This is a genomic window from Gleimia coleocanis DSM 15436, from assembly GCF_000159015.1.
Taxonomy (GTDB): Bacteria; Actinomycetota; Actinomycetes; order Actinomycetales; family Actinomycetaceae; genus Gleimia; species Gleimia coleocanis.
In genome coordinates this window covers 128,155-152,896 of sequence record NZ_DS999545.1, presented here as the reverse complement: position 1 = coordinate 152,896, position 24,742 = coordinate 128,155, and the positions used below count along the sequence as shown (strand labels likewise).

Below are 24,742 nucleotides of genomic sequence, written 5' to 3'. Positions count from 1 at the left end.
AGCAGGTACAAAAATGGCTAGTCACTTTAAAGGTGACTAGCCATTGTGTTTCAGTCTTCGATTCCGGCGGCCTCAAGGGCTGCTGGCCAGGTGCGGTAGACTTCGCGTAGCAGTGCGCCTGATGGTACGCGGGTTTCTTGTTCACGAGCCCAGGTTACGTATCCGGCGTATGAGTAGCTACGATTTTCTAGCTTTCGTTCCTCCACGTACTTTCGAATTGCAGCGTGGTGGTCTTCAGCAGTGAATCGCACGTTAGCGTGTCCGATTTCTACACCTGAAGTTGCCTGCATACCGCAGACATTCATAGCTTCACTCCAACGTCCACCCATGCGGGTAATGATGGTTTGCGAGGTCGGTGGCCAGAGTTGTAGACCACGGGCGGAGCGGAGTTTCAGGTCACGCAGGACTTTAACTCGCTGCGCGTCGTACTTAGTTACTGAGAGGACAACTTCATTGTCAGCTGAGTATTCTTGGGCTGAGCAGGCGGTGGAAACGATTTTTTCTGCCCATTCGCTTGGGTTTTCAACTCCCAGGTTTTCAAGTGTGACAGTTAGTTCTTCCAGTACTTCTGCGGGAGCGTCATGGGGACTCGGAAGGGGGTCTAACTCTAGGCTTCGTGCTACTACGTAGCAAACGGCAAGTTTCAGTAACGTACTGGAAGTAGCGTCACGTTTCTGCATTACGGCTCCCGTTGGTTTGTCCCAATTCATGTAGTCTGCGAGTTTCAGCATTGTTACTTAAAGTATCTAAGTTACTGCGCCAAAACCCGACATTTGCGATTATATAAGTAAATGCCCAAATCACACCATGCATATGCATAATTAATCGCGCCAGGAAGGAAAAACTCATGGCAATCTCAACCGTCACCCTGAATTCTGGGTATATAATCCCACAATTCGGCTTAGGCACTTATAAACTTCCAAAAGAAAATGCCCAAGAAATCGTCCGCGAAGCAGCACTTTTAGGCTACCGCCATTTTGATACCGCCCAGATGTATCAAAACGAAGCGGAAGTAGCAGCGGGTATTCGTGAAAGTGGTATCCCGCGAGAAGAGTTCTTCATTACTTCTAAGCTGTTACCGCAGAATCACCTTGAGGCTGATGCGAAGCATTCTTTCGCTGAATCTTTAGAAAAAATGCAGCTCGACTATATTGACCTTTTCTTAATTCACTGGCCTATGCCTCATCTTTACGATGGGAATTTCCCTGCTACTTGGCGAGTTTTAGAAGAGTTCGTAGCTTCTGGCCGTGCTAAGTCTATTGGTGTTTCTAACTTCATGGAACATCATTTAGAAAAATTAATGCAGGAAACTTCTATTGTTCCAGCGGTAAACCAAATTGAATCTCACCCTTACTTGCAGATGAACGCCCTCCATAATTTCTGTGCTGAGCATGGGATTGCCGTGGAGGCTTGGTCTCCGTTGGCGCGTGGCCAGGTTTTTGATGAGCCGGCTATCACTAGTGCTGCGCAGGCACATGGGAAAACGGCTTCGCAAGTGACGTTGCGTTGGGCTTTGCAACGTGGCGATATTGTGTTCCCGAAGACTGAGTCTGTCTCTCGTTTAGCAGAAAATTTGAACGTTTTTGATTTCACATTATCTGCTGACGAAATTGCTGCTATTAATGCTCTCGATAAGGGAGAGGCCGGTCGCATCGGCCCTCACCCAGATAAACTTGGGTGACATCAGCTGTTTTCGGAATCTCCCCGGGGTTATTTAATCTGTGGGGAGATTCTTTTTCTCCATTAATTCCATATTCAGCATTTATCAAAACTTGAGACATACGTAAGCTCAGGGAGTTTTTCATGTAAATTACTTGCCATGACTGTTAATAATTCCCTAGATTATGCCCTGGCAACAATGAACGTTAAGGCCCAGGGTGTTTACGCTTTTCTTTCTTTAGAAGAGATTCCTGAAGGTGTAGAACCTTTCGCGGTGGTCCGCGAATTTGAAGGCAAAACCGTTGTTATTTCCGAAGATCGAGCGATTGCTGCCGGTTTACCTATTGTGAGCCGCTACGTACGTCTTTCTATTGATACCCCACAGTCTTTAGAGACGATTGGCTTGGCTGCGATGATTGCGCAGAGCTTGGCTGCCCGTTCCATTACTTGCAATATTTTGGCTGGTTTCCACCGTGACCATATTTTTGTGCAGGTAGAGAAAGCTGTTGAGGCGGAAGAGATTCTGAATGGTTTGAAGGAACAGGCGCGCGGCTGGTTGCCTGCCTAGTTTTCTGCTTTCCGAGGGCGTCCATTGGGTGCCCTCGTTTTTGTTTATTCTTGCAGCGTTAAAGCGTTTCTGCCTAATCTACCAACCCTGACTTTCTGCAAATTTAGCTTAACCTTGCTAGGCTAGAACTATGGCAAAGGCGCATTCAGAAAATCAAGCTCTGCTTCGCTGTGCGGATGGCACGGTCAAGCAGAAGAACCTTTTAACTGGCACTGAAGTTTGGACTGTACCTGGTAGAGGTCACCGCCCGTTAAGCGCCCCTAACCAAGATATTTCCCCTATTGACCATTCTCAAGATGGGCATCATTGCGCGTTCTGTTCTGCTCGTTATTTTGAAACTCCCCCTGAGAAGTCTCGGGTAGTTCAGTATGCTGACGGTAGTTGGGAAACCCTTCAGAATGTTCCGGCTTCGCAGCTTTTTAACCAGACTGCACAGTTCCGCCGGATTCCTAACTTGTTTGAGATTGTTTCCTATAACTACTGGAACTTAAACCACGGTCATGTTCCTTCTGCTGAGGAGTCTCAGCGGATGGCTTTATATTTGGCTGATCCGGCAGGTTTTGAACATGTTATGCGTGTTGTGCGTATGCGTTTAGGTGCTTCTGGGGTTTCGACCGAGGAACTGGCAGAGATGACGGATGCTAAGCTACTTCCTCACGCAACGGGTTTCTTCAGTGGTGGTCATGATGTGATTGTCGCAAAGGATCATTACATTCCGGGGGCTGAGAATAAGTCTCAGTTGGCGTCCTCGGGAACCTTATCTGCTGACGCACATTTCCAGTACATGCAGTTCACTGCGGATACGATGCGGGATTTGTATCAGCTCAACGACCATGTTCGATATGTTGCGTGTTTCCAGAATTGGCTTAAACCTGCGGGCGCGTCTTTTGACCACTTACATAAGCAGGCGGTTGCGATTGATGAACTTCCTGTGCAGATTGAAGCTGAGTTAGAACGTTTGCGGATTGACCGAGAAATCTATGATGGCATCATTAATGTGGCTGCCACTCGGAAACTGATTTTGGCTCAGAATGAGCATGCGGTGGCGTTAGCTGGCATTGGTCACCGTTTCCCTTCAGTGGCAATTTGGCCGCTGGGTCCGGCTTATAATCCGTGGGAGGCTACTCCAGAGCAAATGCGCGGGGTTTCAGATTTGGTTCATGCTGTGCATGCGGCGACTGGCGCGGACGTTCCTTGTAATGAGGAGTGGTATCACTGTCCTCCGGATATTAGTTCTTCAATGCGTTGGCGTTTGCTGGTGAAGTGGCGGATTTCCACTTTGGCTGGTTTCGAGGGCGGTACTCGCATCTACTTGAATACGATTAACCCTTGGGAAGTTCGTGAGCATCTGCTCCCTCGCTTGTTTGAACTACGTGAGAGCGGGCATATTGCCAATATGGCGTTGGGTGACGAATGCCGAATTAGTCCAAAGGACTTACGATAGGGTTTATGCAGAATCTTCCGCTTGTTAAGAACTCTTGGCTTTTTGGTTTAGCTGTACCTATTTTAGGTTTACTGGCTCTAATTCCGCTGGGATTATTTTTAGTTGACAGTGAGGTACATCTTTACGAAATTAGCTTTTACCAGCAGTCTTTACATCGCGTCGATTCTGGGTTTATCCACGAGTTTAGCCATTTCGTAGCAGTAGCTTTCGCTCCTTTAGGAGCAGTGTTGATTACTTTAGCTACGGCTGGTTTCATTGCTTGGAAACGCGATAGGCTATTTGCCCTCTATTTCATCTCATTAGCTTTCAGCAGCTGGTTGGGGGCTGCGCTGGTAAAGCCTTTAGTGGCGCGTCCTCGGCCAAATCCACTGGATTTTTCGGTAATTTTTGACCCTGTTGCCAATAGTTTATCTTTCCCCAGTGGGCATACAGCTTTTTCCGTGGGTTTCTTTGCCGCGTTAGTAATTGTGCTGGTTTCTCCAAAGTTTTGGACGCGTGGTTTCATGCTGGTAGCCTGTGGGGTTTTCATTGTGGCCGCAACGCGTGTAATCGTCATAGCTCACTTCCCTACCGACGTGATTGCCGGGGCTTTTGCAGGTACTTTCGGGGTACTGATCTGCGCTTTTTTGTGGCAGCAGATAGTTTTACGGAAAAGTTGCGTTTAACGCCCTAGGGAAATCAAATTCCGCAGCTGAGCGCTGAACCTCCCGGTGCCGATCACTGAACGCACTCCCAGTGGGGAAAGTAAGTAAACGACCAGGAACACCAGGCCATGAACGGCTACCACGGTGGCTCCGGAAGCGGCATTGAACCAGTAAGAAATATAAATTCCCAGAGTTACGGAAAATGCTGATACCAGCGGAGAAATCCATAGCATCCGATTAAAGTTACTGGTGAGCAGGAAAGCTGTAGCTCCAGGAATAATCAGCAGTGCCACAATCAAGATTGCCCCTACTGCCTGCATGGCTACAACCACGGTAATTGCCAAAGCCGTGAGAAGCAGAGCTGCCAGACGTTTAGTGGAAATCCCAATGGCGGCGGCATGAATCGGATCAAAGGCAAATAGGGTTAGGTCTTTGCGTTTCAAAATCACGATAATTCCGGCGATTGGAGCGAGGATAACTACCTGCAGTAAGTCGGCGTGGGTGATGCCCAGCAGGTCGCCGAAAATAATGTGCTGTAAGTCGATGTGGCTGGGGAATACTGAAATAAGTACCAGGCCGAGGGCGAACATAGTTGTGAAAACTACACCAATGGCAGCGTCTTCTTTAATGCGCGAGGTAGAGCGAACTAACGCGATTAGGCCAACGCAGATGAGGGCAGCAATAAATGCGCCGATTGAGAATGGAATCCCGATGATGTAGGCGATTACGATGCCGGGGACAACCGCGTGTGAGAGGGCGTCCCCCATCAGGGACCAGCCGACTAGCACTAGCCAGCATGACAGAATTGCGCACACTACGGCAGCCAGGAGGGTAACCACGTACCCTCGCACCATGAATTGGTGAGTCCAGATTTCAAGAAAAGTATCGTAGGCCCAGCTTTGGGTGAGTAGGCTTGCGTGGGTGCTTTCCAGAATATTCCCGAGGGCGCTCATTACTTCTTCTCCGTAAACGCTTTAACTAGATTTTCAGCGGTGAGAGTTGTGGTTGGTTCACCTTTAGCGATGATTGTGCGATTTAGCAGGGCTACTTCATGTGCGTAGTTCGGGATAGAGTTGATGTCGTGGGTGGATACTAAAAGTGCTGTATTTTGCGCAGCTAGTTCAATTAGTAGTTCTGTGATGGATTGTTCTGAGGTGTAGTCTACGCCGGCGAATGGTTCGTCAAGGAGCATGAGTTTTGCTCCTTGTGAGATGGCGCGGGCTACGAATGCGCGTTTACGTTGTCCACCTGAGAGGGCGCCAATTGGGCGTTTACGCAGGTCTTGTAAGCCAACTGATTCTAAGGCTTGGTCGACGGCTTCGTAATCTGCTGGTTTTGGGCGACGTAGTGGCCCCATGAAGCAGTAGCGTCCCATCATGACTACTTCTTCAATACTGAGGGGGAAGTGATGGTCGATTTCTTCATTTTGGGGCACGTAGCCGACCAGCCCTTGTTTGCGGGCGGTTAAGCTTTCCTGACCACAGAGGCTTATGCACCCTGAGCTGGTCGGCACGATTCCCATGATTGCCTTGAAGAAGGTGGATTTTCCAGAGCCGTTCATGCCGATGAGGGCACAGATTTTCCCGGATTCCAGGGTGAGTGAGGCACCTTGTAGGGCTTCAACTTTCCCGTAGGAAACCCGTACGTCTTCAGCTTTTAGTACTGTGTTATCCAATTTTCTTCCCAAGGTACGTGTTTAGTGTTTATTTGGTTTTTCCGGTTAGGCCTGCCGCGATGCGTTCTGCATCGAACTGTAGCAGTTCTAGGAAGGTTGGGGCTTCACCGTCTGGGCCGGTGAGGGAGTCAACGTAGAGTTCTCCCCCAAATGGTACACCGGTTGATTCTACGATTGGTTGCATCTTATCGCCTACAGTTGATTCGCAGAATACGGCTGGTACCTTGTTGGTTTTTACGAAGTCTTCTACTTCTGCAACTCGTTTGGGGGTGAGCGCGCCTTCAGCGTTTACGCCCCACAGGTATTTTTCAGTTAGACCTGTGTCACGTGCCAGGTAAGAGAAGGCACCTTCGCAAGAAACCAGGGCACGCTGGTTTTCTGGGATGCTGTTAATGGATTCTTTTAGTTTCGCATCCACGTCCGCAAGCTTTGCCTTGTAGTCTGCACCGTTCTTTTCGTAGTCTGCTTTATTTTCTGGGTCTAGTTCCACGAAGGCTTTGACGATGTTGTCAACGTAGGTTTGTGCTGCTGTTGGGGACATCCAGGCGTGTGGGTTTGGTTTGCCTTCGTATTCACCCTCGGCGATTGGGATTGGGGTAATGCCTTCGGTGAGGACTGCAGTTTTAGCATTCGTATTTGCCACGAATTTTTCGAACCAGCGTTCCAGGCCCATGCCGTTGTTGAGGATTAGGTCAACGTCTTCGGCTTTTTTAATATCTGCTGGGGTTGGTTGGTAGTCGTGGATTTCTGCGTCCGGTTCGGTGATGGATTCGACTTCGAGGTGCTCACCGGCGACATTTTGTGCCATGTCGGCTAGCACTGTGAAGGTGGTGAGTACGCGTGGTTTTTCGTTTTCTGCCTGAGTGCTGGTGGAGTTGCCACATGCGGATAGGGAGAGGGCGCTAGTCATTGCTAGTACTGTGAGGGTGAGTGTCATTTTTTTATTTTGCATACCCACAATCATAAACTTCGGCTACCCGAAAACTCTAGTTCAAAAGACCCGCATCGCATATAGGACCTTTCACACTTCCTATAGAATTTCATCTGATTTCATAACATTTCCGCATCAAAATCAGCGACTTTTGATGTTTACATAAGGGGTTTTTAAGATGACAACAAGTCATTAACAGGATATTACTTAACGAAAATCCCGCGTTTCCAATAGGCGAAAACTGCTTACAAATCAAATTTCGAAGAGAAATACCCCAGTTAACAATATTCCTGTTACACAATTGTGCAAAGACTGCGAACGCCCTCTCAATTTTAATGAGCATTTCATATTATGAATCTATGATCCCATTAACGAAGAAGTTAGTGACCTCAGCGGTCGCACTGGCAACTAGCCTATCCCTGTCAGTTCCAGCCCTTGCTGCTGAAGCGCAGGATGAAAAATATGTAACTCTCACCCTCATCGGTGACTCCTACACCGCCGGAAACGGCGCCGGCCTCTACTACGGACCCGAAACTGCCTATCGCAGTATGCGAAACTGGGGGCACTACTACGCTGATCAGCTCAACGCTGCTGGCGTACACACCACCATCCACAACCTGGCTCACTCAGGTGAAGTAACCCAGGGCGTCCTCGATACCCAAATCGATAAGGTGCCAGCTGACTCTGACCTAGTCATGCTCACCATCGGCGGTAACGACATTAAGTTCGAAAACATCATCACCTACTGCTTCGGTGGCTCCTGGCTAAACGCTTCCTACAAGAACTGTGTACCAGCCATGGAAGAAGCTGAAAAGCTCATGCCAACCGTACGTGAGAACACCCTGAAAATTCTGGAACAGCTAAATACTCGCCTGCGCCCAGAAGCCCAAATTGTGCTGGTTGGTTACCCACTTCTTTCCACCAACGTGGAATACGTCTGGTGTGAAAAAACCGGCTGGTTCGGCGGCTGTTCTGGTAAAACCTATGATGCAGCTAAAGGTGTCCGCGACTTCGGTAATAAAGCCACTAAGATGCAACAAGACCTGGTAGATGAGTGGAACAAAACCCCAGGTCACGTAAAAATCACCTACATCCCTACTGAAGCTAAATTCGAAGGCCACGAACCAGATCCAAACTTTAACGGACGCAACCCACAGCGCTGGTTCAATGAACTATTGGAAACTGAAGGCAAGGTAAATCCAGAGAACGGCAAAGTTGAATCCTCTGGCTCTTCCACCACCCTGATGTTCTACCACCCAAATATCACCGGTCATGAAGAAATCGGTAAGCTCGTGCACGCGACTGTTGGCGTTCCCGCTTCTGCGCGCACTGCTCAGAGTTTCCTACGCCCCATCGACCTAACTTTCGTCGTTGAATCCTCAAAGCTCACCCAACCTAAGTTGGCAGAGATTAAAAAGCAGATTCGTCGTATCGCTAAAGAAACTTACGCAGCTTCCGCAAACGGACAAAAAGATGCTCGCTTCAGCTTAGTTTCCTACGTGGTAGCAGAACCGGCAGCTCCGGTAGTTCCTGAATCATCCGAGGACGGCCCAGCAGCCGGCAATACCGAAAACCCAGGTGCAACAACAGCTCCTGAAACAACCGACCCCCCAGCAACCACCCCAGAAACGGGAGCCACCACAGCTTCCACTGAGGCTACGACCACCCCTGCGCCAGTTGCAACAGGTACTGAACGAGTTGCAGAAACTTCCGCGCCAGCCCCTGCAGAAGCTACCGCTCCATCTACTTCTGAAACTCCAGAAGCAGGTGCTCCAGCAGCTCCTGAAGGCGCACCAGCTAAATCTGCCTTCGGCACACTGGAAGAAGTAATCACCGCCCTCGATAATCTGGACACCACCAATGCAACCAACGCAGGTGATTTCTTCACCACTCTCACCGCAGCAGCCGGTAGCACCGAGTGGCGTCCGGAAGCCCGCAAAATCGTAGTTACCATCGGCGATGCAGAACCAACTGCAGACGAAGCAACCGTGGCCACCAATGTGCAGAACGTACTGCTCAAGGCTTTCACTGCCAACACCGCAGAACTAAACCTCATCGACCTAGATACTGACCGCACCACCGGCGTACCAGCCATGTTCACACGAACCGGTGGCCGCATCCAGCTTCTAGGCGACCTGCGCCCACTAATTCTGGAAGCACCAACCGCTCAGCTCGGTCAGATTCCAACCCAGCAAGTAGGCGTAGCTGCCAAGTTCAGCGCCGATGGCTCCCTCTCACCAAACTCCAACCTAGTGTCCTATGAATGGGACTTTAACGGTGATGGAGTATTCGACACTACCACCAACGTACCTACCGCAGAGTACACTTTCACTGCTCCATACACAGGTAACGTCACAGTGAAGGTAACCGACGAAGATGCACAAACTGCCCTGACTTCAATCCAGGTAGCTGTCACCACTGACGGTGACCTGGTTGACGATACCATGGACAACTGTCCACTCGCGCCAAACCAGCAGCAAGAAGACATTGACGGAGACGGCATTGGCGATGCTTGCGACAAGTTCCCACAGGGTGAACCACCTAGCTTGAAGATGGAAAAGCATATTAGCGTTACTGCTGAAGCTAAAACCTTCAACATTTTGGAACGTGTTCCAGGCGCACAGCAGATTGAAATCCGCCAGGACAAGAACCACTCCATTACCCCAGGTTGGAACGTCACCTTAGAAAATGGTGTACTGTCTTACCAAGTTTCTGCTGATGTAGCCGTAGGCTCCAAACAGGTAGTTGTCATCGACATGCTGGTACCAACCATTCCAGCTGGGACAGCTTTGTACAATGACGCTCAGGCGACTAAGTTGGCACCATACTCGATCGTACTTACGCTCATAGCTGGTCCAGCTCCATTCCCAGCAGCAGAACTAGTTCCAGCAATTGAAAAAGTTCCCGCTCTAAAGCTGAATAAAGCGATTAAGAAGCAACCGGTAGCTGTAGTTAAACCAGCAATTAACCAGTCTGATTCTAAGAAGCCTCAGCTGGCTAATACCGGTAACGACGCTGCTCTGCTTAGCCTGGTAGCACTGGGCATGCTGGGCGTTGGTGTGGCATTGCGCCGCAAATCTAGCGAACGTTAATCTCACCTAGTGCAAGTGGGGGCTGCCGAAAGGTAGTCCCCACTTTCATATATGTTCCCCTCAAATTTTAAAATCTCACCTGGCGTTTAACCCTTCTTCACGGGACTTAGTAACCAATCATCTTTTACTCCGACAAACTGTCGTAAAACAAAGCCCATAAAGTTAAAAACCTGTATTGCTTTAAGCAGACTACTGACCTTACTTTTGAAATACGCCTGAGTACATCGACGTATTCTGGTTCATCTCAAAAGAACAGGCAATAACAATGACTTATCGCATGATTTTCAATCAAACCGGCTACTTCGGCCGCGGCGCAATCACTAACATCCCAACCGAAATCGCAAAACGAGGCGTAAAGAAAGCCTTTATCGTAACCGACCCAGCACTAACTCAGAACGGCACGGCAGAACGCATCACCAAACTTCTTGATGAAGCAGGTATCGCATGGGAAATCTTCTCTGACGTAGTACCAAATCCACCTATTGAAAAAGTCCAAGCGGGTCTGGAAATCTTCCGTAACTCAGGTGCGGAAATCTTAATTGGTCTAGGCGGTGGCAGCCCACAGGATACTTGTAAAGCCATCTCTGTGATCTCCACCAACCCTGAGTTTGAAGACGTGCTATCCCTAGAGGGACTTTCCCCAACGAAGAATCCTGGCGTCCCCATCATTGGTGTCCCAACTACCGCTGGTACCGCTTCAGAGACCACTATCAACTACGTAATCACTGATACTGCTAACCAGCGTAAGTTCGTCTGCGTTGACCCACATGACATTCCAGTCGTAGCTGTAGTAGACCCTGACCTGATGGATGGCATGCCACGCGCACTAAAGGTAGCAACTGGTTTGGACGCCCTCACCCACGCTATCGAAGGTTATATTACTCCTGGCGCGTGGGACCTCTCGGATGCCCTCTGTCTACGTTCTATTCAAATGATTGCTAAGAACCTTCGAGCAGCCGCTGACGGCAACCTGGACGCTGTAGAACAAATGGGTCTGGCAGCCTATATTAACGGTATGGCTTACTCTAACGTGGGTCTGGGTCTGGTTCACGGTATGGCACACCCATTGGGTGGCCGCTACAACGCCCCACATGGTCTGGCAAACGGTATCCTGCTGGCTAAGGTAATGGAGTTCAACGCTGAATATACTGGCGAAAAGTACCGCGACATTGCTGCTGCTTTCGGAGTAACTGACGCTTACACCATGCCTTTGGCCGAGGCTCGTAAAGCTGCAGTAGAAGCAGTCGCTCAGCTTACTGTTGATCTAGGCAACCCTACTACTATTTCTGAGATTGGGGTAACTGAAGAAGGTATTGCTGGACTAACTGATGATGCTTACGCAGACGTTTGCACTCCTGGTAACCCACGTCCAGTAACCCGCGACGACATCGAAGCTCTCTACCGCTCACTTATGTAATCTTGCACTATTCATCAAGCGGTTATTTAAAGCATTAGATATATCGCTCTATAAGCTGCGGGAGTATTTTTTTGAAAAAATGCTCCCGCCGGTAGTCAAGTCCTACTTTTGGTTTCGTGCCACGCAATTTCCGAGGGCACTACATTTAACTTTCCGTCGCACGGAAAACCTAACTCACGTGCGACGGAATAAACTTACAGGTAGGAGTTTTTGGGCAAAACAAAACCGCCCGACCGGTGTAAATCACCAAGCGGGCGGTGTAGCGCGCTCGAAGGGACTCGAACCCCCAACCTTCTGGTCTGTGGTCAATACACACTAAAAACTCTATAAACGCATCAAAAATATGCCGTCCATGCTTTACGCTGGCGGCATGACACTACAGAAAACACCAATCCCGACTGTCTGGGTCGCGCCAGTCGATGAATGGCAATCAGCACTAAAGGCGGCCCAGCTATCACCAAATACCATTAAGACGCGGGTAGATAGGTTTAGGCAATTTGCTAGATGGTACGAGGCAGGGCCGGCGGAATGTACCACGAAAACATTAATGGAGTATTCTGCGGCGCACGAATGGTCATGTGAAACGCGCCGAAGCGTCCACGCGACACTGCAGAGCTTTTTTAGGTGGTTTCACGGTGCGGGCTACGCCGATATTGACATTTCCGCCGGTTTACCGAAGGTAAAGCCTTCCTCTCCGAAACCGCGTCCCGCGCCTGATTCCGCCGTTCGATCAGGTTTAGAAAATGGTGGAAACAGAGAATATTTTATATTGTCTTTAGCAGCCTACGTTGGTCTACGGCGAGAAGAAATCGTTAAAGTACACTCGAAAGATATTATTGAGGATATTTTAGGATATTCCTTGCGCGTTCACGGAAAAGGTAATAAAGAAAGAATCGTTCCGCTGCCGGAGCTTTTAGCTAGGCAAGTAATCGCCGAATGTGCGCGCAATGCGGGCTATTTGCTGCCAGGTAATATAGACGGGCATATGTCCGCTAGGTACGCCGGAAAGTTGGCGACACGTTGTCTACCTGGTGACATCACTTTACACATGCTTCGGCATCGGTTCGGGACGGTCGCATACAACCGCTCCAAAGACATCGCAGCGGTGCAAGATATCTTAGGTCACACGAACCCTGCTACAACCAGGCGTTATATTGCTGTTGAAAATAGCCGGTTGCGTGAGGTTGTTTCTTTAGCAGGATAAGAAGGGTAGGGGACGAAATATAGTCCCCTACCCTTCTACTTTGATTCCAAGGCTCTTAAACGCGCCGCGTGGTCTTGGTGAGTAACATTAGCGGCTGATTTGATTTCACCAATTTGATGCCCTAAAGAGCTTAGCTCTTTACGCATTGCGCGTGTAGATGCTCGTAATCCGGTTTGCCGCTTTTCGATTCGGCTAATAGCGTCCTTCATGCTTGAACCATGATTATGCGACACTTCGGCTTTAACGCTTTTAATAGACGTATGATTACGCAACGTACCGATAGCTGTAATCAGAGTAGCAAGAGCAGTCAAAAGCCCTGGCAGATGTTCTAAAGTCATTCTTCCGCCACTTCCGCAGGGGTGTGCAGGTAGGCAGTGCCAGTTGCAAAGATTTGCCCAACTAGAGCTAGCCAAAGAGGCGCAACGCTTTCTTCTAGCACACCATAAACCACCAGCAACGGAACGGTAGCAGTAGCAATTCCGTAAGTCCAACGGCGGAACTTAGGCGTAAATAATGGAGTGATTACGCTGTATTCTTCGCGTTTTTCGGTGTGGCGTCCCATGTTATTCCCCTACTACAGCGTTAGCAATACGAGAGATATCAGCGTCTACAGAATCTCGGTAGCCTGAGCTATTTGATCCAGATTTAGCTGAATCGGCTAGTGCATTCCACATGGAATCGGTAACTTCGACGGCGTTACCGTATTCCTCGGCAAATCGATTTGCCTGCGCTTGACCGGTGAAACGGCAAAAGAAGCCAGAGCCGACCAAGGCATATAAGTGTCCGCTACCAGGTTTATGTGAGCCGGTAGAGTAATCTTTCAAATACACAAATAACATTTTCTTACCTTTCTTTCGTGGTAGGGTGGTTGGTTTTGGTTGGGTTTTAGTAGCTCTCCGGTAGTATTTCAGAGCTAAGTTATAAAGCTCTTTTAATCGTGGGTAATAGCGTCCTGGGCACTCTGTGCCTAGTGCTGGATTCGCGTCCTTATGCCCTTGCAGGGGAACGATGCGACCTATCAAGTCCCAACAGTAAGCAATTGACTGTGCGACGGTCTCGAAATCGTCCTTACTGCAGCGCGGATTACATTCAATGCCGATTGAATGTTCGTTATCTGGGTAAGCGTGCCATGCAATGCGGCTGAAGTCTACGATTTGGTAAACGATTCCCGCTGATACAACAAGGTGTGAAGATACCGGCGCGGGATTGCCGTACCGGTCTTTTGCGTTGGGGTTGCAAAGATGTGCGGTAACGCCTTCGATTCGTAATCCAGCGTCGGGGGGTCCCCAATGATGAATGTCGATATGAGTAATCCAGCTGAGAGGTCGTGTGCCAGAATCGTTAGGCGACGTGATAGAAGTAATCAGCTTGAAAGGATATTTAGTCATAGCTTCACCAATCGGTAACGTAGCTTTTGTAAGGCTCGGGAATCGCCAGATCCAACCTGAATAATACGAATAGTTGTGTGACTGCTCGTGTGAGCAACGTTGATTACTGCGGTGTATCCAGTGGTTGCTTCGGTTTCGTACATGAATCCATAGCCTGGGGGCGGCGTGTATGGGTGATTAACATTCATCGAGCCCGCGTATGTCCCCTGAAAGTTGGTTAATGAGAAACTAGGGAGACTAGAAAGCGTGCCCGTGAGAACGTAACCTTGACCGTTGATGACCAGCTGATTGTCTGCGATTTTCGCGGCGGAATCTTCGAGGGCTTTAATGCGGTTTGCTAGCTCTGTGAAATTTTCGTTTACGTGTTCAGCACGTGCAAGCGCGCCGGGGGTGAATGTATGCATTTATGTTTTCCTTTCAATAGTTGAGAGTGGTTTCCCAAGTGGTGGGGGTTATGGTGTGAGTAATTTCTTTTATCTGCATAGTGTGAATCTCGCCGTTGCGGTGCACGTTGATAATCTGAGCTGGGTCAAGATTTGCGATGGCGGTGTAGGTAGATACTTTCGCTGTGGTGAGATGGAAAGTGTTTGATTGGATCGCCGGGGTCTGAGTAGCTCGTTTAAGTAGCCTGGTTGCGGCGTCTCGTTGTGCGCTCCCCACTAGCGGGGTTAGCAGGTCTACTGATTCGGTTGCGCCAACCCAGGTAGCTACCTGGGTTGGTGCTTCAACGGTTATTACACGGTCGGCTGCTTCCCACCCGTCCAGGGTGCGTACAGCCGTGTGCGTGGTTGATTCAACCGCGGTTACAAGACTTGTAGAGTTCCACGCTTCACTAATCTCCGTGTAATACAGCGCGGGGCGGGTGAGGTGGACGTCTGAAATCGTTACATCCGATACGCTTGGTTGAGATGGGCGTACTAGCACGGTGTTAGATCGGTTTACTGTCCAATACCCGCCGGTTGTTGCAGTCAAAGCGTCGAAATGCGAGGCTAGGCTGGTTTCCCAAACAGTGGGGGCAATTTGCACATCAGACGAGCTAATACTGAACTCAATACCCCGCGCTGACTTTGATAGTCGTTTGGCGCGCGCGGTGAACGATTCCTCGCCATTGCCATGGTCTGCCTTAGCTCCGTAACGCACGGTGTTAGCTAGCGTGGCTACCGCGTCAGCGAAAGTTAGGGTAACAGTTGTTTTCGCTGGATCAGTTGGGTGAGGGTTGATTTGTGCTTCTACTAGATTCCCCGTATACAAGGGCGTTAAAGAATGCTTCAAATAGCAACGCGCCGGCGTACCGATGGATAACCCTAGTGCGCGGGGGTCACACCCCGCGCCTTTGAGTTCCACAGTCATTAACCCCACGATCGCCGAAGTTCCTAGCCGTGTCATGCCCCTAGAAATCGTTACCGCCGTAGCCTGGTTAATGATTGATTGCCAGGTATTGAAATTCGCACCGGAATCGTACCATCGACGCGCGTTCCAATAACTTGTGTTCCAACGCATTGAGCTAGGCGCGGGGGCTTCAACGTTCCATACCACGCGATTCCAACGACTCGTATCCCACTGTAGAGCACTACCGTCCGCGATAGGTGCGTAAACTTCCACAGCTAGGGTGTCATAAGGGCTAATCTCCTGGTCTGCATTCGCTTCAATCTCTAACCGAAGAGTGAGAAGGCTAAGAGATTGTAAGCTAGTAACGGTTAACTCGTTAGCTCCTTCAGGGATAGGGTATGTCGCGTTAAACCACTGTGAAGCTGATACCCCATTATTGCCCATATCGAAGGTAGCGAAAGCGTGGGTAGTCCCTGTACGCGGTTTGACATAAGCGGCGAAAACCAGGTTAGCTTTAACCCCCGCCGGAATAGGAGGTAATGGAATACGTAAGAGATCATCAGTGAAGAAAGTATTACCCTGCCTGGTAGTAAAACCTTTCACACTGTCGAAGCTCAAAGGGACTTGAATACTCATGCTCGTACTCCATTTGTGGCGTGGTAATGCTGTAATGATTGGGCGACGCGCTTACCAACGCTCATTGAAGGTTCTAAGGCGTTTACAGTGATGTTGTAAACCACCGGCACGTGGGTGGTAAGAAGCCCGCCGGCGCGTACCTGGGGCGTTAAAGACACAGTAGCGTCGAGAGTGTCGGTAAACGTGTTAAGAGACTTCTTAACGTCCCCGTACTGGTCTTCAAGTCCCTTAATAAACCCTCCAATAACAAGTTGCCCGGAGCGTCGTAGAATCGTGGCGTCACGGCTAGCCGGCCCTTTCCAGTCTGGAAGCCACGACGTTAGCGTGTTAAGTTTTTCTTTCACGCTTCCAAACATCGAGGTAATACCGTTCAAGAAGCCGTTAATAACGCTTTTGCCCGCGTTCCAAAGCAGACTGTTCAAGTTTCCTAGCGCACTGAGGATACGGCTAGGAATGGAAGTGACAAAGGCGATAACGCTGTTAACCCCCGCAGTCGTGGTATTTTGGAAAGACTGCCACGCCGAAGCGGCTACCGTCCCAAGGATTGTGACGATGGTGCGGATACGGTCGTAGATTTTACCTGGGATAGAAGTAATGTAATCTATCCATTCAAAGAATTTTGCTACCATTGCGTCAACGATTGCTTTAACGGAATCTTTAAGCCATGTCCACGCATCAGATACGGCTTGTATGCCGTCCCAAAACATGGTTTTCGCACTCTCCCAGTATTCCCAAAACTTTGCTACCACCCAGTTCCACCACTCAACCACCTTTTGGCGTGCGTCGTCGTTGGTGGCGAGGAAAGCTACCAACGCGCTAATGAGAGTTGTAACCACTAGCAGAATCGCACCGATAGGATTCGCAGCCATAGCCAGGTTGAATGCGATAACGGCGGCTTTTGCCGTAATAAATACCTTTTGAAGTGCTGAGATGACCTTGACAATCTTAATCCAAGCCAAAATAGCGCCGGTGAAAGACGCAACGGCCGTGGTAAGTGGAATAAGCCATGATTTATTACGCACAATCCATTGACCAAGAGACTTTAGCCGGGGGATAACTTGCGTTAAAGCAGCTTTGAAAGTTTGGAATGCAGGGACTAGAACTGCGCGGGCTTTGTCGGCAAGGTCAATAACCGTTGGTAGAACGTTAATCTTAACGTAATCGATAAACTCTCGTAGGCGGGGCACACCCTCAACTTGCACCCATTCGGCAAATTGCTCTAACCGCGGGATCAAGTACTCTGCAATCTTTGAAGCTAACTCGGTGAGAATAGGTAAGACGGCCGCGCCGGTAACTTCTGCAAAACTGCTGAGCGCGGCTTTTAGTACCTGGCTTTGATGCGCCATAGTATTCTGTTCGCGCGCGAACTTTCCCTGTGCATCGCCAGTCTGTTCATAGATAAGTGCTAGAGTGGCGGCTGCCTGGGCTTCACTGGATAATCCCGCTTTGGTCTTGACAAACCCCATTTCTAAAGCTTTTGCTTCAATCGTGGCTTGCTTCAAGGTGACACCATAACGCTCGATAGGGTTTCGTTCACCCTTCAAGGCTGATGACAAGGCAGCAACGGCGTCTTTAGTCTCGCCGCCGAACATCGCGGCCATATCCGAAGCCAAGACAATGAGGTCATTAGTTTTCGTAGCGGTTTCATCCATGCTGTAACCGGCGTTTTTGAGTTGAGAGCCTATGAGGGTAGCTAACTCCTGGTATGAGTTTTTGGAAAGTCCGACGTTTACGGCGGCTTTATCCGCTAGTTTCTTCATCTTTTCGCCGTGTTCTTTGAACACATCCTCTACCGCACCGGTGGACTGCTCAAGGTCAGCTCCCATGCTAAGCATTTTCGCCCCCACTGCTCCACCAAACGCGCCTAGCGCGCCGGTGGCCACAGCAGCGTACTTACCAACGCTTTTCAGATTGCTGATAAGGCTCGTTAATCCGGTTTCTTGAGATAGGTTTTTAAACGCGCGGCTAAACTTGCGCGTTTCCGCAACTACAGTTACGATGACTTTTTTACCCGCCATTACGCTGATTTAACCTTTCTAAGATAAGCCGAATTTCTTTAAGCGTTAACTGGTTGATTTCACTAGGGGGAATGCCAGCGTCAACAACTAAGATTGGGAAAACAATGTCGCGATAAGCGTCACTCGTTAGCGTTGATGAAACGAAAAGTTTCATCCAGCTGGTTTAGCTGGATTGCGCGCGCGTCTTCTAAAGTGAAGTCTGGGTTTTCCCGTCGTTTGAGCAAGTACACAATGTAGGTAATCGTTGAAAAACGTCCTTTGCCAGTTTCAAACTGTTCACCGATTTCGGTCATGGAAAGGCCGGTGTGGTTTTCAATTTCTTCAACTTCACCAAGAGTGAGTTTGTTTAGTACTTCTTCGTTCATGTTAAAATCCTCGTCTTGCTAGTAGTTCTTCGATACCTTTCGCGTATCCAGCGAAAGTTTTTTCTCTAAGTTGAGTTTCGGCGCGCGATAGCCACAGAGGCATTTCATGGCCGGGTAGCCCGTAGTGTCGCACTCCGGCGTAGGGTAGGCGGTTGCCCCCCACTGTTACCCTTACGGCTAGTTTGCTTCGGCTAGGTTTAATCCCGCGTCGTAGTTTCCCACTTTTAACAGGTGCTAACTGCTGAGCGCGGGAAGCAATCGGCGCAGCTAGCCTTTTGTTGAGCTGGGTTAGGTCTTTAGCGTCAACTCCAACGCGGGCGGCGTCTCTAGACAATGCTCTAATACCAGCGGTTTTAACCCCGCCCGCGGTGAAGTCGAAATCATCTAAAACGCCCATCTTTTAGCCGGCTAGCGCGTCGGTCATATTATGAGTCCCAAGGTTACTTTCGCGGGTTTTCACCGCGAAGTTAGTTAGCTCGAACTCTAGTTCCCAGGTGCTCCCTTTCTCATCGCCTGCTTCACTGGACAAGGTGGGGGGAATATCTGGGGTAATCGTACCGGTGTAGTGTGGCTGGTTTTCCGTGGCTACCTTGTTCCCGTGTGGGGCTAGAATCACGGTTAGGGGCTTACCGATTGACTTTTCGATGAGCTGGTGAAGCGAAGTAGGGTCGGTGGATTGAATCGCTTTAACCTTTAGCATGCGTTTGAACGTTTTACCGCCGGCTGCATGGTCTGCGAAAGTCAGCGCGTCACTATCGTTTTTCTGGGCTGATAGTTCCCAACCGGCGGTATCCGCCCAATAGTCTACCCCGCCAATGGTCAAGCCTAGTGCTTTGCCTAGAATGCGGGTGTGAGTTCTGATAGTTCCCATTGTGTTAGTCTCCTTGCTGGTAGGTTAGTGTTACGTTGAAACGTGCTACAGTGCGGGGTTTTTCGTCTGCACCGGTAATAGTTGAGTACCCTTCACAAGTGATTTCCATGGTTTCCCAAAGTGCGGCCATGATTTTCCCCGTGAGGACATCTGCGCGTTTCACTTGCTCCACGGGATCTAAACTAGCTTTTGGAAAAGCTAGTAGTTCGTAGTGAACGTTAACCCCGTAAACTTGTTCAGACGATTCAATAAAAGGGCTGTTTTCCCCGATGAACACGTATTCGTCGAAACTGTTTTTAGGGGGTGTGGTACGCGGATTTAGTCCCGCGTTGGTTAACGCAGTGACTAATGCTTGCCTGGTTTCTTTTGCTACGTTCTCCATCTAGGAAACCGCCAAAGGCAAATAAGGTTTTAAGATACTACGTACCGCGTTAAGTGGGTCGCGGGCGATACGGTAGGTTATCCCCCCGTCCACATCAGTAAAAGACTTGATGCCGTTTGGAGCGCCCCGCCTGTGCCAGAGTTCCGCGGCGGCTTCAACTACCACGCGTTGCAACACGGTTTCAGGCACGGTGTTACCCGCTACGTAGTTGTTAACCATTTCCAGGGCTTCACTGCAACAGTCCATTAGGTACGTGTCTACGCTGGTTTCCAGGTAGGCGGCTAGTTTAATAGCCGCCGTTTCTAGGCTTATCATCAGGCTTTAACCTTTAGCGGAATTAAGCCATCTGAATACTCTAACACTGGTGCATCGTAGTAGTAGACTGCGAACGCCTCGGTAAGATTGGTAATATCACCCTCAGATAGGTTAACTACCGGGCTTGCGTAGTATTTAATAGCCTTTGAGGAATCAACGAAAGCGCCTAGGACTTTATCCCCGAAGTAGTTAGCGGTGTCAGCTCGGAAATCTGGAATAATCCGGATAAAGATATTAGCTTCCAGGTTCTTAATGTTAGCTTCACCTACACGGTTAACGCCCGCGTCCTGCACGCTTACCAGGGGTGCGCCGGTGGTGTCTTTCCAGCTAGTCAATACCTTAAAGGTCGGTAAATCGACAATGAGGGTATCAGGTGATAACCCTACTGCTCGCATTTTCACATTTGCGTCAATAACTAGGTCTTTGAACTCGTCCCACGTTAAAGCGCCTAGATTGCCTTTAGTGGTTAGGGCTTTAGCTGTGTTATCGGTAATCGACTGCTTTAGGAAAGCGGTCATACCCGCGGCGGAATGATTCGCGGCTGCGACTGCCAGGGCTTCCATATTGGTTGAAAGCACGTTAACCGCGCTGCGTTCAATAGCAGTACGGGTTAGGAAAGTACCGCCCGCATGCATTTTAATGGTCGCGGTAGCGGTTTCGGTTTCCAGCTTATTGAACGGTACTTTACCACCCTCGGTGTAGTTTTCAACCGTGATAGCGTTGGTCCTCACACGTAGGTATTCGATTGTGTTACCGGTTTCTGGCAAAGGTAGGCGGGGGAAAATAGCGGCTAAAGGGTTGCCCTGGTTGATGATTTCAACCAGGTTCTTGATAGCTGTTGGCATCAGGTTAAATGAAGCGTCATCAGTGGACTTTTGCGGGGTTGCGTTGCGGGTATTGAGTGCGTTAACTGCGGTATCATCACGTTCTACCACTACCGCCTTTAGCAGTTCACCCATAGAGCGGTTTTCCACCGTTGGTGCGGTAGCGGTGTTGGTGGCCATTGTTGCCAGTTCGCGCCCAAACTGATTTAGTTCTGCTCGTACTTCTGCGAGTTCAGCAGCTACCTTATCGTTGGTGTTTTCCATAACTGGGTTTTCCTTTCGGTTTATTGGGGTGGTTTCGTTTAATTTTTCTCGAACTTGCTTCACTTCTGCGTCGTCGTACGCGGGGAATGGTACGACTGAGATTTCTCGTAGGGTGATTCGCGTTTGAGTGCGTAAGTTGTCGCCGGCTTCGTCATAGTTATCGGTGAATTCGTTTTCGATGAATGCGATGGATAAGCCGGAAATTGCGCCGTCACGTAATAGGGTGAGGGTTTCTTCCCCTAATGGCGTGTTACTGATTGTTGCGCGCATGGCTAGCCCCTCGTTGGTATCCCAGGTTTCAACCACTGTTCCAATAGGGTTACGGTGGTCTCGGAAAAGGGGGAGAGTTCCTGCGGGTAGGGTGACTGCCCCGCGCGCAATTTGTTCGCTCCACCCGCTGAAAATCTTGGTTGGTGTGTCGTATGGGACTGCTAAACCAGTGATTTCTCGGGTTTCAGAGTTGATTTGTTTTGCGCGTAGCTCGTATGCATGGCGTTGCATTATTCTTTTTCTCCTAGTTTGGTTAGGGCGTGTGCTGGTAGTCCCTCAATCTCAACGGCCGCGTACTCGGGTGTATAGATTCCGGCGTTAATAGCTAGGGTGTGGGTTTCCATGCGCTTTTTCGCGTCAGGGCGGAGAACAGCGTCGTAGTTAAACCGCGTTACCATTCCGCGGGGTAGTAGCTTGCTTAACGCGTTTTCAATCTCAGAAAGATATAGAGATACCGTCCATTGCATGAAGCTTGTATTACCGTCCTGCAAGTTCTGGTACGTCATGCTAGAGCCGTCTAAGGCAATACCCATTAGGTGCGGTGGTACACCGAAAAGCATGGCTATTTGTGCATCAGAGTATTTTTGTGATTCTAAGAATTGAGCGTCAGCTGGGCTAATGGTTACAGGGCTGTAGGTGATTCCATCACCTAGGACGGCCACGCCGTTTAGGGTTGAGTTACTTTCATTCCAAGCGTCTTTAGCAGCTTTAGCGGTTTCTGCGTTAATGGGTTGATTGGTGGTTAGGATACCGGTTGGTATTCCCCCGCGCTCGAAGATGTGCGCGCCGGCATCTGCGATTTGATGTGCGCGTTCTAGGGTTTTACGGGCGAAACCGATAGCAGATAAGCCGGCGGGTTGCCCTGGCATGTGCATAAACCGCGCGTGTGCTAGGTCGTTAGCGCGGTATGCTTTTCCGTCGTATTCCGTCCACCGTACCCCGTTAATTGAGTTAAGTCGGGGTGTGCATTCGTTAGGGTTTAGTACTCGGATACCGGTTAGCTCGCCGTACTTGTTCCTAATAGCTAAAGCGTAGGCGTTTCCGGTGAAAATCATGCTCCCCATTAGGTCGGCGATTAGGTCGCGCTGGGTGTCGTAGTCCCACGGGCGCGCTAAAGCCGTTGGCATGCTTTCGCCGGTTAGCTGTTGACCGTTGCGCCATGCGTCTAGGCTTAGTTGTTGAGCAGCGGTTTGCAAGATTGAAGCAGCGCGAAAAACAGCGGGTAATCCTTGGTAGCCTGTTTCGGCACGCGCTGGAATACGCATGGGGGTGGGCGTGTAATCAACTACTTCTACACGGGGCGCGGCATTGCGTTTTTCCAGTCCGATTAGCTTCATGAACTTCATGACTGGGATATTATAATTTTTACCACGTTTCTCCCCTCGCCCCGGCGTGTCACGGCCTACGGTATCGGCGGGGTTGCTTGTTCGCGCGCCGGTATTGTCTTTCGATTTCGATTAGTTCCCGGTGTTGAGCTACGACACGGTTAAACGCGGTGAGACTGGTTAAACAGTCTGATCTCCAACCGCAACGACAAACGGCTAGATAGGTCTTTTCGGAAACATCAAGGCGTATGTAATGGTGTTTTTCGTACATTAGAAGATTCCTAGCGGGGTTTGAGCAGCGGCGCGGTAAACCGCTAAAGCGGTTGCCCTAACGGTATCGATAGCCCCGGTAGAGTGTTTCACGCTGAAAGCCAAAGTGTTACTGATTGGCATAGCTACCAGGGCGGGTAACTGCTCCAAGACCGGTAGCGCGTTATCGTGGGTGATTTCACCGCTTTTAACCCGGTCTATCAGCGCCTGGCATGCGGTGGCATATTCTCTGGCGCTCAAGGTTTTAACTCTAATGCTGTGGCGTTCTAAAAGGTCTTGGATAATGGTTCTGTTAGTCCCCGAATCGTCTGCGGTTATGCGCGTGTATCCGCGTTGGTAGAGTTCAGCTAGTTTAGGGCGTAGCCACGCCGTGCCGGGTGCTGAGTACATTAGGCTAGTGTGGATGCCTGCGGGGTCTTTCCAAGCGGCCGCAATGCTAGCGCCGTCCCCGTCCTTGGATACGTCAAACGCTATTTCAACGGTTGAGGGTGAAGCGGGTGGCGCGGGGTGTCCATCGTTAAGGCGCTCCCAGATTTCCAAGGGTATTACTGCGATACCCCCGGTGGTTTCCTCATCAAGGTTTAAGATTCCGCGTTTCCAGCTGGCTAGAGTTGATGATTCTGCTAGTTTCAAGATTTTTTTCTCATCTTGGGTGTGTCCTAAAGCGGGGTGGAAGCTAATGGCTTGGGGGCTGTATGGGTTTTCCCGTACTGCGTCAGGGTCAGCGCTCCACTCGAAGTAAGCGACGCTGGCCATAGGATCAGTAACGGCTTGCCGTCCTTGTTGAATCAACCGGTTAAGGTACGCGCTGTTGCCCGTTCCTTTGGTGGATACTACAATCATCTGGCTATCTAGGATAGTGAGCTGGGTAGGGTTGATAGCGGCTTCTAACGCTAGCCCGCTAGCTTCATCAAAAGCCCAGGCTTCATCAATAGTGACCATGTGTAAGCTATCGCCGTGGACGCTTTTAGGGGTGGGCGCAAAAGGGCTGATATAGCTACCCCTGCGTAGGTATTCGATACGTTCGCTCCCCTGGGCTTCGCGTACTTTGAAAGAATCATGTTTTTTTTCTACGTCTAGCGCTGTGATGATCTGTTTCCACCGTTTACGCGCATCTTTACCGGTCTGCGCAGTCATTAAAATCTCGTGACTGTTGTAAGCTAGCATTCTATCTACTGCTAGGGCGCGTAGTAACGCGGTCTTACCCGCCTGCCTTGGAACACTGACTATTACGGTGGGGTATTTCCAAGCTCCCGGTGTGTTCGGGTCAATCTGAGTAACTACATTAGCTACCTGCTGTTGCCAAGGCATTAGGGGCGTCCCTAGGTATTCTGCGACTGCTGCAACGCGCCGGCCAAAATGTGGAATACCTGGGATAAGCTGAGTTGCGTATTTAGCGGTTGTCATTGGTCTACCTCGGAGAGTGCTTCACGGGTAAGGGCTTGCAATGTCTGGTCTAGAGCGTCTAGGTCGGTGTTTCCGCTAGTGCGTATTTTCGGTAACTGCTCTAACGTCTCCATGTACTGCTTGAACATGTTGGCGGTGGCAACGCTAACCTTTACGGCTGCAAGTCCCTTATCAAGTCCCCGCGCGGTTGCTAATAGTGCTGGTTTCTTAGCTTGTTCTAATGCTCCCATTAGCCCCGCCGTCTCCAAATCAGCGAATAGCTTAACGGCGGCGGTTTCCAACTCTCCCGGGGTATCATCTACTGGGGGTTCTGGGTCTGTTTCAATCTCGAAAAGTGGCATATCAGTAAACATCAGTGAGTCTTAGGCTGGTTCAAGCCATTTTAAGGGGGTGCGGGGGGAAAACTTTGGGGTGGGGCGGGGATGAAGCCGGGACATAATCAGA

Annotated in this window: 26 protein-coding genes; 7 read left to right on the top strand and 19 right to left on the bottom strand. The window is 49.8% G+C overall.

All coding sequences use genetic code 11. The annotated features are described in order from the left end of the window. Positions 1 to 50: 50 nt before the first annotated feature. Complete coding sequence (locus HMPREF0044_RS05555) at positions 51 to 731, bottom strand: hypothetical protein (protein ID WP_006547144.1); 681 nt, start codon at positions 729 to 731, stop codon at positions 51 to 53. A 116-nt stretch (positions 732 to 847) separates the two neighbouring features. Between HMPREF0044_RS05555 and HMPREF0044_RS05550 the strand changes: the two genes are divergently transcribed. The 4 genes from HMPREF0044_RS05550 to HMPREF0044_RS07930 all read left to right on the top strand — a co-directional run bounded on the left by HMPREF0044_RS05550 (position 848) and on the right by HMPREF0044_RS07930 (position 4,336). Then, positions 848 to 1,681, top strand: coding sequence for an aldo/keto reductase (locus HMPREF0044_RS05550; protein ID WP_006547143.1), 834 nt, complete (start codon positions 848 to 850; stop codon positions 1,679 to 1,681). A 138-nt stretch (positions 1,682 to 1,819) separates the two neighbouring features. After that, the gene (locus HMPREF0044_RS05545; RefSeq protein WP_006547142.1) at positions 1,820 to 2,227 is read left to right on the top strand and encodes an ACT domain-containing protein; all 408 of its coding nucleotides are present in this window, start codon (positions 1,820 to 1,822) and stop codon (positions 2,225 to 2,227) included. 130 nt (positions 2,228 to 2,357) lie between these two features. After that, positions 2,358 to 3,671 (top strand): DUF4921 family protein, encoded by a 1,314-nt coding sequence (locus tag HMPREF0044_RS05540; RefSeq protein WP_006547141.1) that lies wholly within the window; start codon positions 2,358 to 2,360, stop codon positions 3,669 to 3,671. A gap of 5 nt (positions 3,672 to 3,676) precedes the next feature. Further along, positions 3,677 to 4,336 carry a phosphatase PAP2 family protein gene (locus HMPREF0044_RS07930; RefSeq protein ID WP_006547140.1) on the top strand — a complete coding sequence of 220 codons (660 nt, stop codon included), beginning with the start codon at positions 3,677 to 3,679 and terminating at the stop codon, positions 4,334 to 4,336. Here the strand turns inward: HMPREF0044_RS07930 and HMPREF0044_RS05530 are convergent. The 3 genes from HMPREF0044_RS05530 to HMPREF0044_RS05520 are packed head-to-tail and all read right to left on the bottom strand — an operon-like array spanning position 4,333 to position 6,954. Further along, a complete protein-coding gene (locus tag HMPREF0044_RS05530) occupies positions 4,333 to 5,268 on the bottom strand; it encodes a metal ABC transporter permease (RefSeq protein WP_006547139.1) in 936 nt (311 codons plus the stop codon). The two genes, HMPREF0044_RS07930 and HMPREF0044_RS05530, sit on opposite strands and share 4 nt — an antisense overlap. Further along, positions 5,268 to 5,990 (bottom strand): metal ABC transporter ATP-binding protein, encoded by a 723-nt coding sequence (locus HMPREF0044_RS05525; RefSeq protein ID WP_040313046.1) that lies wholly within the window; start codon positions 5,988 to 5,990, stop codon positions 5,268 to 5,270. The genes HMPREF0044_RS05530 and HMPREF0044_RS05525 overlap by 1 nt, the downstream gene beginning before the upstream one ends. Before the next feature lie 28 nt (positions 5,991 to 6,018). Continuing rightward, positions 6,019 to 6,954, bottom strand: a complete 936-nt coding sequence (locus HMPREF0044_RS05520) for a metal ABC transporter substrate-binding protein (RefSeq protein WP_006547137.1) — start codon at positions 6,952 to 6,954, stop codon at positions 6,019 to 6,021. 326 nt (positions 6,955 to 7,280) lie between these two features. On the opposite strand from HMPREF0044_RS05520, the gene HMPREF0044_RS07925 reads away from it, so the two are divergent. The 3 genes from HMPREF0044_RS07925 (at position 7,281) to HMPREF0044_RS08305 (ending at position 12,634) form a co-directional block, all read left to right on the top strand. Then, a complete protein-coding gene (locus tag HMPREF0044_RS07925; protein ID WP_006547136.1) occupies positions 7,281 to 10,013 on the top strand; it encodes a GDSL-type esterase/lipase family protein in 2,733 nt (910 codons plus the stop codon). 265 nt (positions 10,014 to 10,278) lie between these two features. Next, positions 10,279 to 11,430 carry a lactaldehyde reductase gene (gene fucO, locus HMPREF0044_RS05510; protein ID WP_006547135.1) on the top strand — a complete coding sequence of 384 codons (1,152 nt, stop codon included), beginning with the start codon at positions 10,279 to 10,281 and terminating at the stop codon, positions 11,428 to 11,430. A gap of 343 nt (positions 11,431 to 11,773) precedes the next feature. Next, positions 11,774 to 12,634, top strand: a complete 861-nt coding sequence (locus HMPREF0044_RS08305; RefSeq protein WP_006547134.1) for a tyrosine-type recombinase/integrase — start codon at positions 11,774 to 11,776, stop codon at positions 12,632 to 12,634. A gap of 35 nt (positions 12,635 to 12,669) precedes the next feature. Here HMPREF0044_RS08305 and HMPREF0044_RS05500 read toward each other — a convergent pair whose 3' ends face one another. From HMPREF0044_RS05500 to HMPREF0044_RS05430, 15 genes are all read right to left on the bottom strand, one after another. Further along, complete coding sequence (locus HMPREF0044_RS05500) at positions 12,670 to 12,972, bottom strand: hypothetical protein (RefSeq protein ID WP_006547133.1); 303 nt, start codon at positions 12,970 to 12,972, stop codon at positions 12,670 to 12,672. Further along, positions 12,969 to 13,196, bottom strand: a complete 228-nt coding sequence (locus HMPREF0044_RS05495; RefSeq protein ID WP_006547132.1) for a phage holin — start codon at positions 13,194 to 13,196, stop codon at positions 12,969 to 12,971. Before HMPREF0044_RS05495 ends, HMPREF0044_RS05500 begins: the two co-directional genes overlap by 4 nt. Position 13,197: 1 nt before the next feature. After that, entirely contained in the window at positions 13,198 to 14,022 is an 825-nt protein-coding gene (locus HMPREF0044_RS07920) for a peptidoglycan recognition protein family protein (protein WP_006547131.1), read from the bottom strand. Next, complete coding sequence (locus tag HMPREF0044_RS05485; RefSeq protein ID WP_006547130.1) at positions 14,019 to 14,426, bottom strand: hypothetical protein; 408 nt, start codon at positions 14,424 to 14,426, stop codon at positions 14,019 to 14,021. Before HMPREF0044_RS05485 ends, HMPREF0044_RS07920 begins: the two co-directional genes overlap by 4 nt. 13 nt (positions 14,427 to 14,439) lie before the next feature. Then, the gene (locus HMPREF0044_RS05480) at positions 14,440 to 15,987 is read right to left on the bottom strand and encodes a hypothetical protein (protein ID WP_006547129.1); all 1,548 of its coding nucleotides are present in this window, start codon (positions 15,985 to 15,987) and stop codon (positions 14,440 to 14,442) included. Next, entirely contained in the window at positions 15,984 to 18,005 is a 2,022-nt protein-coding gene (locus HMPREF0044_RS07915) for a phage tail protein (RefSeq protein ID WP_006547128.1), read from the bottom strand. Before HMPREF0044_RS07915 ends, HMPREF0044_RS05480 begins: the two co-directional genes overlap by 4 nt. A 119-nt stretch (positions 18,006 to 18,124) precedes the next feature. Beyond that, positions 18,125 to 18,370, bottom strand: coding sequence for a hypothetical protein (locus HMPREF0044_RS05470; protein ID WP_006547126.1), 246 nt, complete (start codon positions 18,368 to 18,370; stop codon positions 18,125 to 18,127). A 1-nt stretch (position 18,371) separates the two neighbouring features. Next, entirely contained in the window at positions 18,372 to 18,767 is a 396-nt protein-coding gene (locus tag HMPREF0044_RS05465; protein WP_006547125.1) for an HK97 gp10 family phage protein, read from the bottom strand. A gap of 3 nt (positions 18,768 to 18,770) precedes the next feature. Next, positions 18,771 to 19,241, bottom strand: coding sequence for a hypothetical protein (locus tag HMPREF0044_RS05460; RefSeq protein ID WP_006547124.1), 471 nt, complete (start codon positions 19,239 to 19,241; stop codon positions 18,771 to 18,773). Between the two features lie 4 nt (positions 19,242 to 19,245). Continuing rightward, positions 19,246 to 19,623, bottom strand: a complete 378-nt coding sequence (locus HMPREF0044_RS05455; protein WP_006547123.1) for a hypothetical protein — start codon at positions 19,621 to 19,623, stop codon at positions 19,246 to 19,248. Beyond that, a complete protein-coding gene (locus tag HMPREF0044_RS07910) occupies positions 19,624 to 19,938 on the bottom strand; it encodes a hypothetical protein (RefSeq protein ID WP_006547122.1) in 315 nt (104 codons plus the stop codon). It abuts the gene before it with no gap. Continuing rightward, the gene (locus HMPREF0044_RS05445) at positions 19,938 to 21,527 is read right to left on the bottom strand and encodes an HK97 family phage prohead protease (RefSeq protein WP_006547121.1); all 1,590 of its coding nucleotides are present in this window, start codon (positions 21,525 to 21,527) and stop codon (positions 19,938 to 19,940) included. The genes HMPREF0044_RS07910 and HMPREF0044_RS05445 overlap by 1 nt, the downstream gene beginning before the upstream one ends. Further along, positions 21,527 to 22,642, bottom strand: a complete 1,116-nt coding sequence (locus HMPREF0044_RS05440) for a phage portal protein (protein ID WP_006547120.1) — start codon at positions 22,640 to 22,642, stop codon at positions 21,527 to 21,529. Before HMPREF0044_RS05440 ends, HMPREF0044_RS05445 begins: the two co-directional genes overlap by 1 nt. Positions 22,643 to 22,891: 249 nt before the next feature. After that, entirely contained in the window at positions 22,892 to 24,298 is a 1,407-nt protein-coding gene (locus HMPREF0044_RS05435) for a terminase large subunit (protein ID WP_006547119.1), read from the bottom strand. Then, complete coding sequence (locus tag HMPREF0044_RS05430) at positions 24,295 to 24,651, bottom strand: hypothetical protein (RefSeq protein WP_006547118.1); 357 nt, start codon at positions 24,649 to 24,651, stop codon at positions 24,295 to 24,297. The genes HMPREF0044_RS05435 and HMPREF0044_RS05430 overlap by 4 nt, the downstream gene beginning before the upstream one ends. Positions 24,652 to 24,742: the final 91 nt, after the last annotated feature.